Source organism: Paramagnetospirillum magneticum AMB-1, assembly GCF_000009985.1.
Lineage (GTDB): Bacteria > Pseudomonadota > Alphaproteobacteria > Rhodospirillales > Magnetospirillaceae > Phaeospirillum > Phaeospirillum magneticum.
On record NC_007626.1, the window covers coordinates 3,106,046 to 3,120,797 of the forward strand.

Sequence of the window (14,752 nt, forward strand, 5' to 3'; positions counted from 1 at the left end):
GGGACGGACGCAAAAGGCTCACCAGTTGGGCAGGTTTTTCATGACCGCGAAAAAGCGCAGGCCCTGCATCAGGGTGGCGGCGCCCAGGGCGATGACCACCACGGCCGCCCCCTTCAGCAGCCAGCCGCGTGCCCGCGAGCCCAGGCAGCCCAGCACCAGGCTCACGAACAGCATGGATGGCAAGGTGCCCAGCCCGAAGGCCAGCATCAGCGCCCCGCCCTGCCACACCTGCGGCGCCGCCGTCGCCTTGACCGCCACCGCCAGGGTCAGGGCGCAGGGCATCAGTCCGTTCATCACCCCGGCCAGGGCCGCTCCCGGCACCGCCCCCTTGGAGGCGGCGGCGAAATAGTATTTCCCGAAGCTGCGCATGGGCATGCCGATCAACGGCAGCCGCCGGGGCAGCCAGCCCAGGATGTCGAGGCCGAGGGCGATGACCACCAGGCCGGCGACGATCTGAAGGACGCCCTGGACCTTGCCGACGATGCCGGTGGAGACCAAAGCGAGGCCCAGGGCCGCCGCGACGAGGCCGACCAGCCCATAGATGGAGATCCGCGCCCCGTGATAGGCCAGCGCCGGCAGAGCCCCCCGGCCGTTCTCGCCCATGCGGACGAAGCAGGCCGAGACCAGCGAGCCGCACATGCCGACGCAATGGCCACTGCCCAGGATGCCGGCCATGAAGGCAAGCGTATAGTCGAGTTCGCCTCCCACCTACCGGTCCTTCTGCAGCCGCAGCGAGTTGGTCACCACCGAGACCGAGGACAGTGCCATGGCCGACGAGGCCACCATGGGGCTGAGTTCCCCCAGGGCGGCGCCAGGAATGGCGATGGTGTTGTAGCCCATGGCCCAGACCAGATTCTGGCGGATGATGCGCATGGTCTTGCGCGACAGCTCGATCATCTCGGCCACCTTGGCGATGTCGCCGTTGACCAGGGTGACCGGCGCCGCCTCGATGGCCACGTCGGTGCCGGTGCCGATGGCGAAGCCCACATCGGCGGCGGCCAGGGCGGGGGCATCGTTGATGCCGTCGCCGATCATGCCGACCGCTTCACCGGCGGCCCGAAGCTCGGCGACGATCTCCTGCTTGCGCGACGGAGAGGCCTGGGCCACCACCTCGGGAATCCCCACTTCGGCGGCGATGTGACGGGCGGCGGCCTCCACGTCGCCGGTCACCATGATGGTGCGGATGCCCATCTCGTGCAGGCGGGCGATGGCCGCCGCCGAGGTGGGACGCGGCCGGTCGGAGATGGCGAACAGGGCGGCGAACTTGCCGTCGATTGCGGCCAGGACTGGAGTCTGGCCGTCGAGGGATGGGAGTTGGTCGACACCGACGCCTTCTTCCGCCAGAAAGGCGGCGCTGCCCACCTGCACCACATGCCGACCCACCCGGGCACGGATGCCGCGCCCGATCTCGGCCATGAACTCTTCGGCCGAGGAGGGCTCGATCCCACGCGAGCGGGCGTAATCCACCACCGAGCGGCCGAGATGATGCTCGGACCCCGCCTCGGCGGCGGCGACCAGGGCCAGAACCTGGTCGGGATCAAAGCCCGGCCGGGCCGAGAAATGGGAAACCACAGGGCGCCCTTCCGTCACCGTCCCGGTCTTGTCGAACACCAGCACGCCGAGCTTCGAAGCCGTCTCCAGCGCCTCGCCGTTGCGGATATAGATGCCGCGCCGCGCCGCCTGTCCGGTGGCCGCCATGATGGCGGTGGGCGTGGCGAGCCCCAGGGCGCAGGGGCAGGCGATCAGCAGCACCGACACCGCATTGCCCAGGGCGGTGGATACTCTCGCCCCCCCGGCCAGCCAGGTGGCGAAGGTCACCCCCGCCACCGCCACCACGCCCGGCACGAAGACCGAGGAAACCCGGTCGGCCAGACGCTGCACCGGCAGCTTGGCGGCCTGGGCGTGATCGACCATGCGGACGATACCGGCCAGCACGGTGTCCTGGCCCACGGCGGTGGCGCGCATACGGAAGCTACCCGCTCCGTTGATGCAGCCGCCGATCACCCCGTCGCCCGGCCCCTTGACCACCGGCATGCTTTCGCCCGTGACCATGGATTCGTCCAAGGTGGTGCGGCCGCCGGTGACGGTTCCGTCCACCGGCACCCGTTCGCCGGGGCGCACCACCAGGATATCGCCGACCACCAGATCGTCGACGGGCACCACTACCTCGACCTCGTCGCGAACCAGGGTGGCGGTGGGCGGCTGCAGATCGAGCAGGCGGCGGATGGCGTCGCCCGCCTTGCCCTTGGCCCGCTCCTCCAGCCAGCGGCCCAGCAGCACGAAGGACACGATCCCCGCCGCCGCCTCGAAATAGAGGTGATGCCTCCCGGCCAGCAGCGAGGCCACCGAATGGCCATAGGCCGCACCCGAGCCCAGGGCGATCAGGGTGTCCATGTTGGCGGCGCGACTTTTAGCCAGCTTGGCGGCGCGGGAGAAGAACGGACGGCCCGCCCCCAGCACCACCGGGGTGGTCAACGCGAATTCCACTACATGCCAGAACCGGGATCGCGGCATGGCCATGCCGATGACCATCACCGGCAGGCTGAGCAGACAGGCCACCACGGCGCGGCGCTTGGCGTCTTGCACATGCCTGCGCTCGCGCTCGACGATCATGCGGCGCTGGGACAGCGTATCCATGGGCCGCGCCTCGTAGCCCAGCGCCCCGATGCGGGCCTCCAGGGCCGGACGGTCCAGAGTCCCAACCACCGTCGCAGTCGCGGTGGCGTAATTGACGTTGGCGGAGCGGATGGCGGGGTCGCGGTTCAGGCTCATCTGGATCAGGGCGGCGCAGGAGGCGCAGGTCATGCCCTCCACCGCCACCGAGACCTCGGCCTGTTGGGAGTCATCGCCCAAGGCCGGCGGCGGCGGCTTTTGCCGGGGTGCGCGGGCCACATTGCCCGCCACGGTGTCGAGCAGCCGCAGCAGGTTTTCGGCCGGCATCCGGCGGGGATCGAAGCGCACGGCCAGCGAGGCCAGCGCCGGCACCACCCGCACCTCGCCGATGGCGGCGTGCTTGCGCAGCAGGATTTCCAGCAGGCACAGCCGCTCGGCCTCCCCCTTCAGCGCCGGAACCACCACCCGGACCCGGCGCCGCAGTTGGTGGACGACCTGGATGGCCTCCATCATTTCTTCACCAGCTTGGGACCCGCCCCTTTGCGGTAACGGACCAGCAGGAAGGTCAGGTAGATCACCGTCAGCCACTGGTAGCGATGAGCCCACGGCCGGGGCAGCCACTGGCCGATGATGCGGTCCCAGTGCTGGCGGATCAGGTAGAAGGCCACCAGGTCGTTGCAGAAATGGATCAGCCATTCCTGCAGGTCGACGCCGCCCGGGATGGGCTTTCCGGTCTTGATAGCGACGATCTGGCGCACCACCTCGGCCTTGGCCCGGAGGTCGTCATAGCGTCGGCGGACCGCCTGGACCGGGGCACAGGCCTTGAGGCGGTCGAGCCAGCCGGCCGGAACCGGCTCCTCGCCCGGGGCCGGCGGTTCGCGGTCCAGGTCCACCGCCTCGGCCACCAGCCCGGCCAGCACCCGGACGATGTCGGCCAGGGGACAGACATCCTCGAACCAGCGGATGGAGAGCTTGCCCGCGCCGGTGAAGACGTGGACACGGTAGACGCCCTCGATCACCTCCAGCCCGCCGGTCAGCACCGCCGCCGCCTCGGGCGTGCAAAGCGGCTCGGGCAGGTCGAAGCGGACATGGCCCTCGGCGCGATACCGCACGGCCATGCCCCGCCACAGAACCCTGGCACGCGCCTCGCGGGCGGCCTGGGCCGCCTTCCCCCTTCCTCCAATCATGGCCGCAGCCTCCCCGCTATTCCTTGGCCTTGGCTTCCTCGGCCTCGCGGGTCTCCTCGACCAGATCGGCCAGGTTCTCCTTGGCGTTCAGCACCATGTCCTTGCCCATGTCGCCGGCCTTGGCCACAGCGGCGGTGATCTCCTTGCGGTACTTGTAGCCGTAATAGCCGATGGCGATTCCCGCCCCCAGCATCACCACCGGGTTGAGCAGCAAACGCCCGAACAGACTCCGTCCCGCCACATATCCAACAGTCATCACAGCCCCCTTTCCAAGTTCATGTCCAAGATGGTTGGTTTCATTGCTCATCATTTTTTGTCCCCTTATCCTCGACGGCATCCGGGTTCAGCATCACCCAGATCCCCCGGCAGCCTTCGCAGCAAAAGGCGTATTCCCGCCCAGAGGCCTTCAAGTGTAGGCCGTCCTTGAGCACCGGCAGACCGCAAAGGTCGCAGCTCTGCTCCGGCGTATTGTTCATAGCAGCTCCTCCAGCTTGCGGCGGAAGGTGGCCTCGTCGGTCTCGCCCAGGATGCGGCCTTTGATCCTGCCGTCGCGGCCGACGAACAGGGTCATGGGCAGGCCGGTGACGCCGTATTGCCGGGTGACCTTGGAGCCGGGGTCCAGCAGCACCGGATAGGTCACGCCCAGCTTGGCGACGAATCCGTCGATGTCGCCCTTGTCCTGGCCGGCATTGACCGCCAGAACCTCGAAGCCCCTGTCGCGGGACTGGCTCCACACGGCCTGGATCATCTTCATTTCGTCCTTACAGAATGGGCACCACGTCGCCCAGAACCGCACCACCACCACCTTGCCGGACAGTTGGGCGGGATAATCCACCACCGCCCCGTCCAGGGCGCTCAGCTTAAAGGCGGGCGGCGCATCGCCCACATGGGGGGCCTTGCCCCCCTCCTCGCCGCACCCAGCCAACAGCAGCAGGACGGCCAACAGACGGAACGCTCTCATGGTTGGCCTCCGGGCAGGATGGGCAAAAGCCGCTCGGGCTCCAGCAAGATCAGGTGCGAGCGCCAGATCAGCCACAGCGTCACCGCGCCGAACAGGCCGAACCCCGCCATGGAGGAGCCGACACAGCGCCGCATGATCCGGGGCGCCGCCTCGGCCAGACTGGGCAGGCCCGAGGCCCATTGGGCGATGCCGCCCCCCAGCCCCAGCACGGCGGCGGCGAACAGCGGGACATAGAGGGCGTAGCCCACATGGCCGTATTCGCCCTTCAGGATGCAGAAGGGGCAATGGTGGTGCGGCAACTCGTAGACATAGACCGAGATGGCCGCCACCACCGCTTCCATGGCCACCACGAAGGCCAGGACGGAGAGGACGGCATAGACCACCGCCCCCGTGCCACGGGCAAGGACCCGCCGTCCGACCGCCATCGCCAGCCCCAGAATCAGGGCCAGCCCGGCCAGCGAGACTTCCGGCGCCACCGCCGCCAGTTTGTCGCTGGTCACCTGGGTCGCCCCGGAGAACAGGGTGGAGCAGCACGACGCGATCACATCGGCGCGCAGGCCGAGGAAATAGGCCAGCTGCACCCCCGCCGCCGCCGCCATCAGCGGCGCCAGGGCCATCAGCGCACCATACTTCACCCGCACCAGGGGATAGTCGAAACCCCGAGAATCCACGTGATTGAGCACCAGCCAGGCCCCGGCGGCGAAGAATACCACGATCTTGAGGTACAGGGCGGGAAAGCCGAACTCGTTGACGTTGAGCGTTCCCACCGCGCACATGGCGCCGACGAACAGCGAGGACATGCGGTCAGCGTTGAACACGAACAGCACCAGCGAGGCCAGTTCGGACAGCAGCACCACCACCAGCAGGGTGGAGACCAGATAGGTGCGCTTTTCCATCTCCAACTGAGCCTCGGAGCCGCTGGCGGTATCCCAGCGGCGCAGCACCGCGACGGCGAACGGCACCGAGGCGGCCACCATCACGGTGCCGGCCAGCGAGGCCAGCAGCAGGGCGATGATGGCCGGCTGAAACAGCATCAGCGCGCCTCCACCAACTGGCCGTCGCGCAGGGACACCACATGGTCGACCACTTCGGTGTCGCAGACCAGGGGATCATGGCTGGTCATCAGCACCGTCTTGCCCGAGGCCTTCAAGGTCTCGACGATGGCCAGGAACTGCCGCGACCGCTCGCTGTCCAGGTTGGCGGTGGGCTCGTCGGCGATCACCACCTCGGGGTCGTTGATCAAGGCCCGGGCGATGGCCACCCGCTGGGCCTCGCCGCCCGACAGCCATTCGGCCATGGACGACGCCTTGGCGCCGATGCCCAGGCTCTCCATCAGGGCATGGGCGCGCTCGCTCAGCTCCTTGCGGTCGACACCCAAGGGATAGGCCGGAATCATGACGTTCTCCAGGGCGCTGATGCCCTTCAGCAGGTTGAACTGCTGGAACACGAAACCGAAGGTGGAACGGCGGATATCGGTCAGGAACCGCTCCGGCAGGCCGGAAATATCGCGGTCGCGCAGCCGCACCCGGCCCGAGGTGGGACGCGCCAGACAGCCCACCAGGGTCAGCAGCGTGGTCTTGCCCGAGCCCGAAGGCCCGCGAAACACGGTCACTTTGCCGGCCCGGACCGAAAGGTCGATGCCCTTCAAGGCCCAGAACTCGTTGGACTTGCCCTGGTTGAAGGCCTTGCGGACGTCGGAAAGATGGATCATCGCAGACCTCCGCCTGTCATCCCGACGACCCGCGGGAGGAGGGATCTCGTCCTGATCCGGCTATTCCATTGCGGCACAGTCGGAGCAGGCGGAGATCCCTCGGCTGCGCTCGGGATGACAATCAGGCTTGTGGGGCGGATCATCGCATCACCGTATCGGGATCGACGATCGCCGCCCGCCAGATGGGCACCACCGTGGCGATGGTGTAGGGAAACACCGTGAAGAAGAACAGGGTGGCCACCTGCAATTCGTCGACGAAGGGCGTCAGCTTGTATTTTGGATACAGCATCGCCCAGCCCTTCAGCACCGGTTCGAACAATCCGGCCCCCAAGTGGAAGACGTGGAAATAGGCCAGGAGATAGCCCACCAGAAAGGCCGACAGCGACACCACCAGGCCTTCCAGCATCTTCAGGCGGATGACGTCGCTGGTTTCCCAGCCCACCGCCTTGAGGATGCCGATCTCGCGCCGCTCCTCGGCCGACAGGCCCGAGGCCTTCTCCCACGAGAAGATGGCGAAGGCCAGGATCGAGCCGGCCAGCAGCACCAGCAGCATGCCCTCGCGCCAGTCGAACACCGACTCGTAGGTCCGCAGGATCTCGTCCCTGAGAATGATGCGGGTGTCGGGCAAGGCGGCGTCGATCTTCTCGGCGATCTTGGTCACCTCGCGCGGATTGCGCACCGAGATGGCCAGATCGGTGAACAGGCCGGGCGCGATGCCAAACAGGCGGCGGAAATCCTCTTCCGCCACCAGGAACAGGTCGGCCGAGACCAGGGCGGAGTCCCGCGAGATGGCGCGGTCCACCTTGAACTGGACCAGGGCGCCGTCATGGGCGCGAAAGCTCATCAGGTCGCCGGGATCGGCGCTTCGAACCCGCGCCACGCCGTCGCCGATCACCACCTTGCCCGGCTCGATGCGGGGATTGGCGGGAACCATCAAAGTGTAATTGGCCGCGGCGGCCGGGTCGAACAGATAGCCCCACAGCCGCCCCTCGGCGGATTGCACGCCCCGGATGCCCTTGACGGCGTCGAGATGGCGGGCGGGAATCAGATCATGGCGTCCGGCCACCATGCGCTGGACCAGCACTTCCGGGCTTTTGGCCAGGACCACGGCGGCCTCGCGGCGGATGGCGTGGGAGAACAGCATCACCGAGGCCAGCACGAAGACGATGGCGGTATAGACCGCCATCATCCCCAGCGTCTTGCCCCGTCGCCGCGACAGCGACGACAGGGTGAAGTCCAGCAGATTGCGCTGCTTGTGCAGCCAGGCGCTCATGAACTTGGTCCGTTCAGCAGGGGCGGCGGCAACAGCGATCCGCTGGGAAAGTGGTCCAGGGCGAAGGGGTGGTCCTGGAAGGCCGAATGCAGATCGGCCTGACTGGGATGGCGGGTGTAGCGGGCCTCGGTGAACAGCACCAGATCGGTCAGGCCCAGTTGCTCCACCATTTCGGCCTTGGCGGCCAGACCGTGACGCGCCGCGGCCACGCCACGGGCGGCATCGGCGAAACTGGCCCCGAACAGGGTCAGCATCGCCAGAGCCAGAACCAGAAAGACATCGGAGCTTCGCATCACACCCGGGCCGCCGCCTTCATCAGAACCACGCGCAGGGCGCCGGTCAGGCTCGGCCCCACGCCCAGGCTCTGAGACAGGGCGGGAACCAGGATCAGCGATGCGACGGTCAGCCCGGTGCCCAGCACCAGGGAGCCCAGGCCGACCTCATTGGTCTTGGCCGCATTCTTGACGGTGGAAGTGCTCATTGCCTCGTCCTCCATTCTCCATGACACGCGGGGTCGGCCGGGACCGACCCAAAAAGGTCAGGAGATGGACGGAGGACCGCGCTGGGGATGGGGAAGATGGCCGGGATTGCCCGCCACGCCGCCATCGCCCGGCGGCATCAGGGCGAACAGCGCCGCCGGCATGGACACCGGGATCGGCGCCAATTCGGGAAGCAGCAGCTTGGCCCCGGTGTGAATCTGGCAGAACTGGCAGTGGTCATGCGGCGCCATGGCCGGCGCGGGGGCATCGTCGCCCGCACCGGAATGGCAGATGGACGCCGCCAGTTCCCGATCGACGGACAATGCCGCCTGGGCCGGAGCCAGGGGCAACAGAATCTGCAGCGCCAGGGCAAGCGCGCCCGCCCAGGCGGCAAACCGCCCGAGGCAGCTCCCCCGCTTCGCGAACACCGATGCCTTACCCCGGACCGAGACCATCGAACCCCGCATTGCCGCCATCAGCGGCATGGACTTCCGCAATCTAGCACGAGCGTCGCGCCGAAGTCACCGTTACCGCTCAACAGCCTGGGGACTATTCAATCCTCGGTCATTGACCTTGGTCAAAACCAGGCCACAGCGACGTCCGGTTCCAACGCCGCACAGCGGGATGCGGCCCGCCGATTCACCGAACTCCACAAAATGAGTCTATCGCGTTACAAGGGAAATGTGTTTTTATGTTTTTTCTCCGTAAAATTCACATGCACGCCATTTTCCCGCCTCATACCTTTCTGCGGTACCGGCGGAGCGTATCCTATGATAATGTATCTGTGGTTGCAGAAAATCAGGGGACGGCAGGGAACTGACCGGCCGATCGATTGTCGGCCGCCGTGGTTTCGTGACCTTGACCGGACCCGCCGCGCGCCCAGTTCCCTGGGCGCGCCCCGCAGGGGAGTCGACGGATGCAGAAATCATTGCTCATTCAACCGGCCAAATGCACCGGCTGCCGCCAGTGCGAGATGGCATGCTCGTTCGAGAAGGAGCGCAGCTTCAACCCGTCGAAGTCGCGCATCCGCGTCTTCGACATTCATTCCGAAGCCCGCTTCGTCCCCTATACCTGCACCCAGTGCGCCCAGGCCTGGTGCCTGCAGGCCTGCCCGGTGGACGCCATCGGGATCGATGCCGTTACCAGGGCCAAGGTGGTCAACGACAACATCTGCGTCGGCTGCAAGGTCTGCACCATCGCCTGCCCCTTCGGCACCATCAACTATGTGGCCGACAGCGGTAAGGTGGCCAAGTGCGACCTGTGCGGCGGCGATCCCGCCTGCGCCAAGGCCTGTCCCACCGGGGCGATCACCTACGTGGATGCCGAGCAGACCGGCTACGACAAGATGCGCGCCTGGGCGATGAAGACCGACACCCAGTCGCACACCCACGCTTGATTGAGAGGGCCTGGTCATGAGCTGGACTGGCAAGTTTCTCCGTATCGATCTCACCAATGGCAGCGTCAAGACCGAGGAACTGAACCGCGCCTGGGCGCGGCAGTATCTGGGGCAGCGCGGCCTGGCCACCAAGTATTTCGCCGAGGAGGTCGACCCCAAGGTCGATCCCCTGTCGCCCGCCAACAAGATGATCTTCACCACCGGGCCGCTGACCGGAACCGCCGCCTCTACCGGCGGGCGCTATTCCGTGGTGACCAAGGGGCCGCTGACCAACTGCATCGCCTGCTCCAATTCCGGCGGCTTCTTCGGCAATGAGCTGAAGAACGCCGGCTGGGACATGATCATCGTGGAAGGCAGGTCGCCCAAGCCCGTCTACCTTTCCATCGAGAACGAGACGGTGGAAATCCGCGACGCCGCCGAATTCTGGGGCAAGACGGTGTGGGAGACGGAGAACGGCCTGAAGGCCCGGCATCAGGACCCCATGCTGCGCGTCGCCACCATCGGCGCCGCCGGCGAGAAGGGCGTGCTGTATGCCTGCATCGTCAACGACCTGCACCGCGCCGCCGGGCGTTCGGGCGTGGGCGCGGTGATGGGGTCCAAGAACCTCAAGGCCATCGCGGTGCGCGGCACCAGGGGCGTGACGGTCAAGGACCCCGACCGCTTCATCAAGGCCACCATCGAGCAGAAGAAGGTGCTGGCCGACAACGCCGTCACCGGCCAGGGCCTGCCCAAATACGGCACCCAGGTGCTGATGAACGTCATCAACGAGATCGGCGCCATGCCGACGCGGAACTTCAAGGAAGTGCAGTTCGAGGGCGCCCATAAGATCTCGGCCGAGGCCATGCACGAGCCGCGCGCCACCGATGGCAAGGCCAACCTGGCCACCAATGGCGCCTGTTTCGGCTGCACCATCGCCTGCGGCCGTATCTCGCGCATGGACCCCGGCCACTTCTCCATCACCTCCCGGCCCCAGTACAAGGAGCCCTCGGGCGGCGTGGAATACGAGGCCGCCTGGGCCATGGGATCGGATTGCGGCGTCGACGACCTGGAGGCCTGCACCTTCGCCAACTTCATGTGCAACGAGCACGGCATCGACCCCATCTCCTTCGGCTCGACCCTGGCGGCGGCCATGGAAATGTTTGAGATGGGCGTCATCACCAAGGAGCAGACCGGCGGCGTCGAACTGAAATTCGGCTCGGCCGAGGCCCTGGTGAAGATGGCGGAACTGACCGGCAAGGGCGAGGGCTTCGGCCTGGAACTGGGCCAGGGCTCGCGCCGGCTGTGCGCCAAATACGGCCACCCCGAACTGTCCATGACGGTCAAGAGCCAGGAATTCCCCGCCTATGATCCGCGCGGCATCCAGGGCATGGGCCTGACCTACGCCACCTCCAACCGTGGTGCCTGTCACCTGCGCTCCTACACCGTGGCGTCGGAAGTGCTGGGCATCCCGTTCAAGAGCGATCCCCTGGCCACCGATGGCAAGGCCGCCCTGGTCAAGGCGTTTCAGGACGCCACGGCGGCGTTCGACGCCTCGGGCATCTGCATCTTCACCACCTTCGCCTGGAGCCTGGAGAATCTGGCGCCCCAGATCGACGCCGCCTGCGAGGGCGAGTGGACCCCCGAAATCCTTCTCGAGGTGGGCGAGCGCATCTGGACCCTGGAACGCCAGTTCAATCTGGCGGCCGGCATGACGGCGGCGGACGACACCTTGCCCAAGCGCCTGCTGAAGGACGCGGCCAAGACCGGCCCGGCCAAGGGGCTGACCTCGGGCCTAGAAAAGATGCTGCCGGAATATTACCAGTTGCGCGGCTGGACCACGGACGGCGTGCCCACCACCGAGACCCTGAAGCGCCTGCAACTGGCCTGAAGCTGGAGGGGGCCGTCCTGATGGGCGGTCCCCGTTCCATACCGGCAATCCATGGAGCCGACTGATTCGGGTCGATGGATGGCCGGCAAGGGAGAGGCCCGCCACGGCTTCTGCCGCGAAAGCCAAGCGAAGCGCCCGGCGCCTGAGGGACAACGAGACGAGACACGGCTGTGGCTCGTCGGAATAAGTCGAAGAGGAACCGTCCGGTGCATCACCTCATCGTCGGAGCCGGCCCAGCAGGGGTGACGGCGGCTGAAATCATCCGTGAACTGGAGCCCGGGGCCACCATCACCCTGGTGGGCGACGAACCCGAGCCCCCCTATTCCCGCATGGCCATTCCCTACATGCTGGTGGGCAAGGTGGGCGAGGACGGCACCTATCTGCGCAAGGGTCCCAACCATTATGAGCGCCTCGGCATCACCCTGATGCCCGGCAGGCGGATGAGCGGCCTGGACCCGGCCGCCAGGCGCATCGTCTTGGACGGCGGCGAGACCCTGGCCTATGACCGGCTGCTGCTGGCCTTGGGCGCCCGGCCGCTGCGGCCCGACATCGAGGGCCTCGACCTGCCCGGAATCCATACCTGCTGGACCCTGGCCGATGCCCGCAAAATCGCGGCCCAGGCCATTCCCGGCTCCCACGTGGTGCTGATGGGGGCCGGTTTCGTCGGCACCATCGTCCTGGAAGCCCTGGCGCTGCGTCAGGTCAGCCTGACCGTGGTCGAGATGGGCGACCGCATGGTGCCGCGCATGATGGACGAGACGGCGGGTGGCATGCTCAAGCGCTGGTGCGAGGCCAAGGGCGTGCGCGTCCTCACCGGGACAGGCATCCGCCGCATCACCCAGGCCCAGGCCGCCGCCGATACCCGCGATTCCCTGGTGGTCGAGCTTTCCGACGGCACCAGTCTGCCGGCCCATCTGGTGGTGGTCTCGGCCGGGGTGCGCTCCAACACGGAAGCCGTCGCCGCCTCGGGCATCGCGCTCGGCAACGGCATCCTGGTGGACGACCATATGCGCACCAGCCTGCCCGACGTGTTCGCCGCCGGCGACGTGGCCCAGGGCCGCGACTTCATGAGCGGCGAGGCCCATGTCCATGCCATCCAGATCACCGCCGCCGCCCATGGCCGCATCGCCGCCTATAACATGACCGGCAATGATCAGGCCTATCACGGCTCGCTCAACATGAACGTGCTGGACACCCTGGGGCTGATCACCTGCTCGTTCGGCTCGTGGCAGGGCAATGGCGGCGATTGCGCCCGGCTGGTGGACGAGGCGGGCTTTCGCTATCTCCGCCTGGAATTCGACGGCACCAGCGACGTGGTGATCGGCGCCCAGGCGGTGGGCACCACCGACCATGTGGGTGCGTTGCGCGGGCTGATCCAGTCCAAGCGCCGCCTGGGGACGGCGGTGAAGGAGCAGATGATGGCCGATCCGACCCGGTTCATGAATGGATTCGTCCAGATTCTGCATCGTTGAGTTAAGGGGGAAGCGCCATGGCACGTCGTTACGTCATCGTCGGCGGTGGTCCGGCCGGAGTGATCGCCGCGGAAACCCTCCGCCACCAGGATGCTTCCGGCTCGGTAACCCTGGTTTGCGGCGAACCCGGCCCCCCCTATTCCCGCATGGCCATCCCCTATGCCATGGCCGGCAAGATCGACGAAGCCGGCACCTGGCTGCGCAAGGACTGGAACCATTACGAGGCCCTGGGCATCCGGCTTCTGCACGACCGGGTCGCCACGGTCGAGCCCGCCGCAAAGCGGGTCAGGCTGGCCGCCGGAGGCGAGCTTTCCTATGACGCGCTGCTGATCGCCACCGGCTCGTCCCCGGCCCGGCCGCGCATTCCCGGCCTCGACCTGCCGGGTGTCCACTCCTGCTGGACGCTGGAGGATCTGCGCCGTATCGACCCCATGTTGCAGCCCGGTCGCCGGGTGCTGCTGCTGGGAGCCGGCTTCGTGGCGTGCATCATCTTGCAATCCCTGGTCCAGCGCGGCGTCAAGGTCACGGTGAGTTGCGGCGCGTCGGGCCGCATGGTGCGCTCCATGATGGACGAGACCGCCGGCGGCATGATCATGCGCTGGTGCCGGGCCAAGGGCGTCGAGGTGCTGACCGCGGGAAGACCCACCGCCATCGAGCAACGGGACACCGGCCTGCGGATCACCCTCGATTCCGGCAAGACCACGGAGGCCGATCTGGTCATCGTCGGCACCGGGGTGAAGACCAACACCGCCTTCCTCGACGGGTCGGGCATCGCCGTGGACGATGGCATCGTCGTCGACCAATATCTGCGCACCAGCGTGGATGGCATCTGGGCGGCGGGCGACGTGGCCCAGGGCTTCAATTGCTGTACCGGCCTGAGGGAAGTCCACGCAATTCAGCCCACGGCGGTGGAGCACGGCCGCATCGCCGCCATGAACATGAGCGGCATCCCCACCGAATTCGGCGGTTCGCTGTCCATGAACACGCTGGAGACGCTGGGGCTAATCTCCTGCTCGTTCGGCCAATGGATGGGCCGCGACGGCGGCGAGCAGGTCCGCGTGGTGGACGAGGACCACTTCCGCTATCTTCGCCTGGAATTCTTCGACGGGCGTCTGGTCGGGGCCAATACCGTGGGCATGACCAACGAGATCGGCATCATCCGTGGCCTGATCCAGACCAGATTGCGGCTGGGCGCCTGGCTGGAACGGCTGAAGCGGGACCCGTCGCGTCTGGCCGAGGCCTATGTGGCCTGTGCACAGGGAGTTTAGGCCTTGGCCAAGGTGACGCTGAAGCTGTTCGCCCTGCTGGGCCGCCACCTGCCCCCCGGCTCGGTGGCCAATGCCACCGGGGTGGAGATGCCCGACGGCGCCGACATCGGCGCCCTGATCGCCCGCTTCGGCCTGTCTGAGAAGGATTGCCACCTAGTGCTGCTCAACGGCACGTTCGTGCCGCCCGACGCCCGGACCCGCACCGGCCTGACCGAAGGCGACACGGTGAGCATCTGGCCGCCGATCGGAGGGGGATGAGCACTGAACGCGTCGCCTCCATGGCGCTGGACGAATTCCGCCGCCACCTGCCGCTTGCCCTGCGCGGCCACACCTATGCCTGGGCCGACGCGCACACCCTGGTGATCGACGGCGGCGTCACCGTCACGGTGGAGGAACTGCCGCCCCTGGTTCTTTCCGGGTCGCTCCGGCTGCCCCGCCTGTGCATCGCCTTCGCCTTTGCCGAAGGCGACGGCGCCGCGTTCCTGGCTGCCTGGGACCGGGCCTTTCAGCGCGGTGGGGGATAGT

18 protein-coding genes are annotated in these 14,752 nt (G+C 67.2%); 6 read left to right on the forward strand and 12 right to left on the reverse strand.

The window, feature by feature from the left end; genetic code table 11:
- Positions 1 to 18: 18 nt before the first annotated feature.
- The 12 genes from AMB_RS14645 to AMB_RS14700 all read right to left on the reverse strand — a co-directional run bounded on the left by AMB_RS14645 (position 19) and on the right by AMB_RS14700 (position 8,652).
- Entirely contained in the window at positions 19 to 708 is a 690-nt protein-coding gene (locus tag AMB_RS14645) for a sulfite exporter TauE/SafE family protein (RefSeq protein WP_011385287.1), read from the reverse strand.
- Complete coding sequence (locus AMB_RS14650) at positions 709 to 3,126, reverse strand: heavy metal translocating P-type ATPase (RefSeq protein ID WP_231848853.1); 2,418 nt, start codon at positions 3,124 to 3,126, stop codon at positions 709 to 711. It lies immediately after the preceding gene.
- Positions 3,123 to 3,800 carry a hypothetical protein gene (locus AMB_RS14655; protein WP_011385289.1) on the reverse strand — a complete coding sequence of 226 codons (678 nt, stop codon included), beginning with the start codon at positions 3,798 to 3,800 and terminating at the stop codon, positions 3,123 to 3,125. Before AMB_RS14655 ends, AMB_RS14650 begins: the two co-directional genes overlap by 4 nt.
- A 16-nt stretch (positions 3,801 to 3,816) precedes the next feature.
- Positions 3,817 to 4,056 carry a hypothetical protein gene (locus tag AMB_RS14660; protein WP_231848854.1) on the reverse strand — a complete coding sequence of 80 codons (240 nt, stop codon included), beginning with the start codon at positions 4,054 to 4,056 and terminating at the stop codon, positions 3,817 to 3,819.
- A gap of 40 nt (positions 4,057 to 4,096) precedes the next feature.
- Positions 4,097 to 4,276 carry a TRASH domain-containing protein gene (locus AMB_RS14665; protein WP_043744645.1) on the reverse strand — a complete coding sequence of 60 codons (180 nt, stop codon included), beginning with the start codon at positions 4,274 to 4,276 and terminating at the stop codon, positions 4,097 to 4,099.
- The gene (locus tag AMB_RS14670; RefSeq protein ID WP_011385291.1) at positions 4,273 to 4,761 is read right to left on the reverse strand and encodes a TlpA family protein disulfide reductase; all 489 of its coding nucleotides are present in this window, start codon (positions 4,759 to 4,761) and stop codon (positions 4,273 to 4,275) included. Before AMB_RS14670 ends, AMB_RS14665 begins: the two co-directional genes overlap by 4 nt.
- Positions 4,758 to 5,795 carry a hypothetical protein gene (locus tag AMB_RS14675; RefSeq protein ID WP_011385292.1) on the reverse strand — a complete coding sequence of 346 codons (1,038 nt, stop codon included), beginning with the start codon at positions 5,793 to 5,795 and terminating at the stop codon, positions 4,758 to 4,760. Before AMB_RS14675 ends, AMB_RS14670 begins: the two co-directional genes overlap by 4 nt.
- A complete protein-coding gene (locus AMB_RS14680) occupies positions 5,795 to 6,472 on the reverse strand; it encodes an ABC transporter ATP-binding protein (RefSeq protein ID WP_011385293.1) in 678 nt (225 codons plus the stop codon). Before AMB_RS14680 ends, AMB_RS14675 begins: the two co-directional genes overlap by 1 nt.
- A 139-nt stretch (positions 6,473 to 6,611) precedes the next feature.
- Positions 6,612 to 7,745, reverse strand: a complete 1,134-nt coding sequence (locus AMB_RS14685) for an ABC transporter permease (RefSeq protein ID WP_011385294.1) — start codon at positions 7,743 to 7,745, stop codon at positions 6,612 to 6,614.
- Positions 7,742 to 8,038, reverse strand: coding sequence for a hypothetical protein (locus tag AMB_RS14690; RefSeq protein ID WP_011385295.1), 297 nt, complete (start codon positions 8,036 to 8,038; stop codon positions 7,742 to 7,744). The genes AMB_RS14685 and AMB_RS14690 overlap by 4 nt, the downstream gene beginning before the upstream one ends.
- Entirely contained in the window at positions 8,038 to 8,226 is a 189-nt protein-coding gene (locus tag AMB_RS14695; protein WP_011385296.1) for a hypothetical protein, read from the reverse strand. Before AMB_RS14695 ends, AMB_RS14690 begins: the two co-directional genes overlap by 1 nt.
- A 57-nt stretch (positions 8,227 to 8,283) precedes the next feature.
- Positions 8,284 to 8,652 carry a DUF2946 family protein gene (locus tag AMB_RS14700; protein ID WP_231848855.1) on the reverse strand — a complete coding sequence of 123 codons (369 nt, stop codon included), beginning with the start codon at positions 8,650 to 8,652 and terminating at the stop codon, positions 8,284 to 8,286.
- 488 nt (positions 8,653 to 9,140) lie between these two features.
- Here AMB_RS14700 and AMB_RS14705 point away from each other — a divergent pair, with 488 nt between their 5' ends.
- The 6 genes from AMB_RS14705 to AMB_RS14730 all read left to right on the forward strand — a co-directional run bounded on the left by AMB_RS14705 (position 9,141) and on the right by AMB_RS14730 (position 14,751).
- A complete protein-coding gene (locus tag AMB_RS14705; protein ID WP_011385298.1) occupies positions 9,141 to 9,620 on the forward strand; it encodes a 4Fe-4S dicluster domain-containing protein in 480 nt (159 codons plus the stop codon).
- A gap of 16 nt (positions 9,621 to 9,636) precedes the next feature.
- Positions 9,637 to 11,487 carry an aldehyde ferredoxin oxidoreductase family protein gene (locus tag AMB_RS14710; RefSeq protein WP_011385299.1) on the forward strand — a complete coding sequence of 617 codons (1,851 nt, stop codon included), beginning with the start codon at positions 9,637 to 9,639 and terminating at the stop codon, positions 11,485 to 11,487.
- A 206-nt stretch (positions 11,488 to 11,693) separates the two neighbouring features.
- Positions 11,694 to 12,959 carry an NAD(P)/FAD-dependent oxidoreductase gene (locus tag AMB_RS14715; protein WP_043744649.1) on the forward strand — a complete coding sequence of 422 codons (1,266 nt, stop codon included), beginning with the start codon at positions 11,694 to 11,696 and terminating at the stop codon, positions 12,957 to 12,959.
- Positions 12,960 to 12,976: 17 nt separating this feature from the next.
- Entirely contained in the window at positions 12,977 to 14,227 is a 1,251-nt protein-coding gene (locus AMB_RS14720; protein ID WP_011385301.1) for an NAD(P)/FAD-dependent oxidoreductase, read from the forward strand.
- Positions 14,228 to 14,239: 12 nt separating this feature from the next.
- The gene (locus tag AMB_RS14725) at positions 14,240 to 14,485 is read left to right on the forward strand and encodes a sulfur carrier protein ThiS (RefSeq protein ID WP_011385302.1); all 246 of its coding nucleotides are present in this window, start codon (positions 14,240 to 14,242) and stop codon (positions 14,483 to 14,485) included.
- A complete protein-coding gene (locus AMB_RS14730) occupies positions 14,482 to 14,751 on the forward strand; it encodes a hypothetical protein (protein ID WP_011385303.1) in 270 nt (89 codons plus the stop codon). The genes AMB_RS14725 and AMB_RS14730 overlap by 4 nt, the downstream gene beginning before the upstream one ends.
- The last annotated feature ends 1 nt before the right edge of the window (position 14,752 follow it).

What these genes read in the sequence shown, in the direction of transcription:
- AMB_RS14680 (WP_011385293.1), bottom strand. Translation starts at nt 6,472, where the DNA reads ATGATCCATCTTTCCGACGTCCGCAAGGCCTTCAACCAGGGCAAGTCC.
- AMB_RS14710 (WP_011385299.1), top strand. Translation starts at nt 9,637, where the DNA reads ATGAGCTGGACTGGCAAGTTTCTCCGTATCGATCTCACCAATGGCAGC.
- AMB_RS14690 (WP_011385295.1), bottom strand. Translation starts at nt 8,038, where the DNA reads ATGCGAAGCTCCGATGTCTTTCTGGTTCTGGCTCTGGCGATGCTGACC.
- AMB_RS14705 (WP_011385298.1), top strand. Translation starts at nt 9,141, where the DNA reads ATGCAGAAATCATTGCTCATTCAACCGGCCAAATGCACCGGCTGCCGC.
- AMB_RS14670 (WP_011385291.1), bottom strand. Translation starts at nt 4,761, where the DNA reads ATGAGAGCGTTCCGTCTGTTGGCCGTCCTGCTGCTGTTGGCTGGGTGC.
- AMB_RS14650 (WP_231848853.1), bottom strand. Translation starts at nt 3,126, where the DNA reads ATGATGGAGGCCATCCAGGTCGTCCACCAACTGCGGCGCCGGGTCCGG.
- AMB_RS14675 (WP_011385292.1), bottom strand. Translation starts at nt 5,795, where the DNA reads ATGCTGTTTCAGCCGGCCATCATCGCCCTGCTGCTGGCCTCGCTGGCC.
- AMB_RS14665 (WP_043744645.1), bottom strand. Translation starts at nt 4,276, where the DNA reads ATGAACAATACGCCGGAGCAGAGCTGCGACCTTTGCGGTCTGCCGGTG.
- AMB_RS14720 (WP_011385301.1), top strand. Translation starts at nt 12,977, where the DNA reads ATGGCACGTCGTTACGTCATCGTCGGCGGTGGTCCGGCCGGAGTGATC.
- AMB_RS14730 (WP_011385303.1), top strand. Translation starts at nt 14,482, where the DNA reads ATGAGCACTGAACGCGTCGCCTCCATGGCGCTGGACGAATTCCGCCGC.
- AMB_RS14655 (WP_011385289.1), bottom strand. Translation starts at nt 3,800, where the DNA reads ATGATTGGAGGAAGGGGGAAGGCGGCCCAGGCCGCCCGCGAGGCGCGT.
- AMB_RS14695 (WP_011385296.1), bottom strand. Translation starts at nt 8,226, where the DNA reads ATGAGCACTTCCACCGTCAAGAATGCGGCCAAGACCAATGAGGTCGGC.
- AMB_RS14660 (WP_231848854.1), bottom strand. Translation starts at nt 4,056, where the DNA reads ATGACTGTTGGATATGTGGCGGGACGGAGTCTGTTCGGGCGTTTGCTG.
- AMB_RS14685 (WP_011385294.1), bottom strand. Translation starts at nt 7,745, where the DNA reads ATGAGCGCCTGGCTGCACAAGCAGCGCAATCTGCTGGACTTCACCCTG.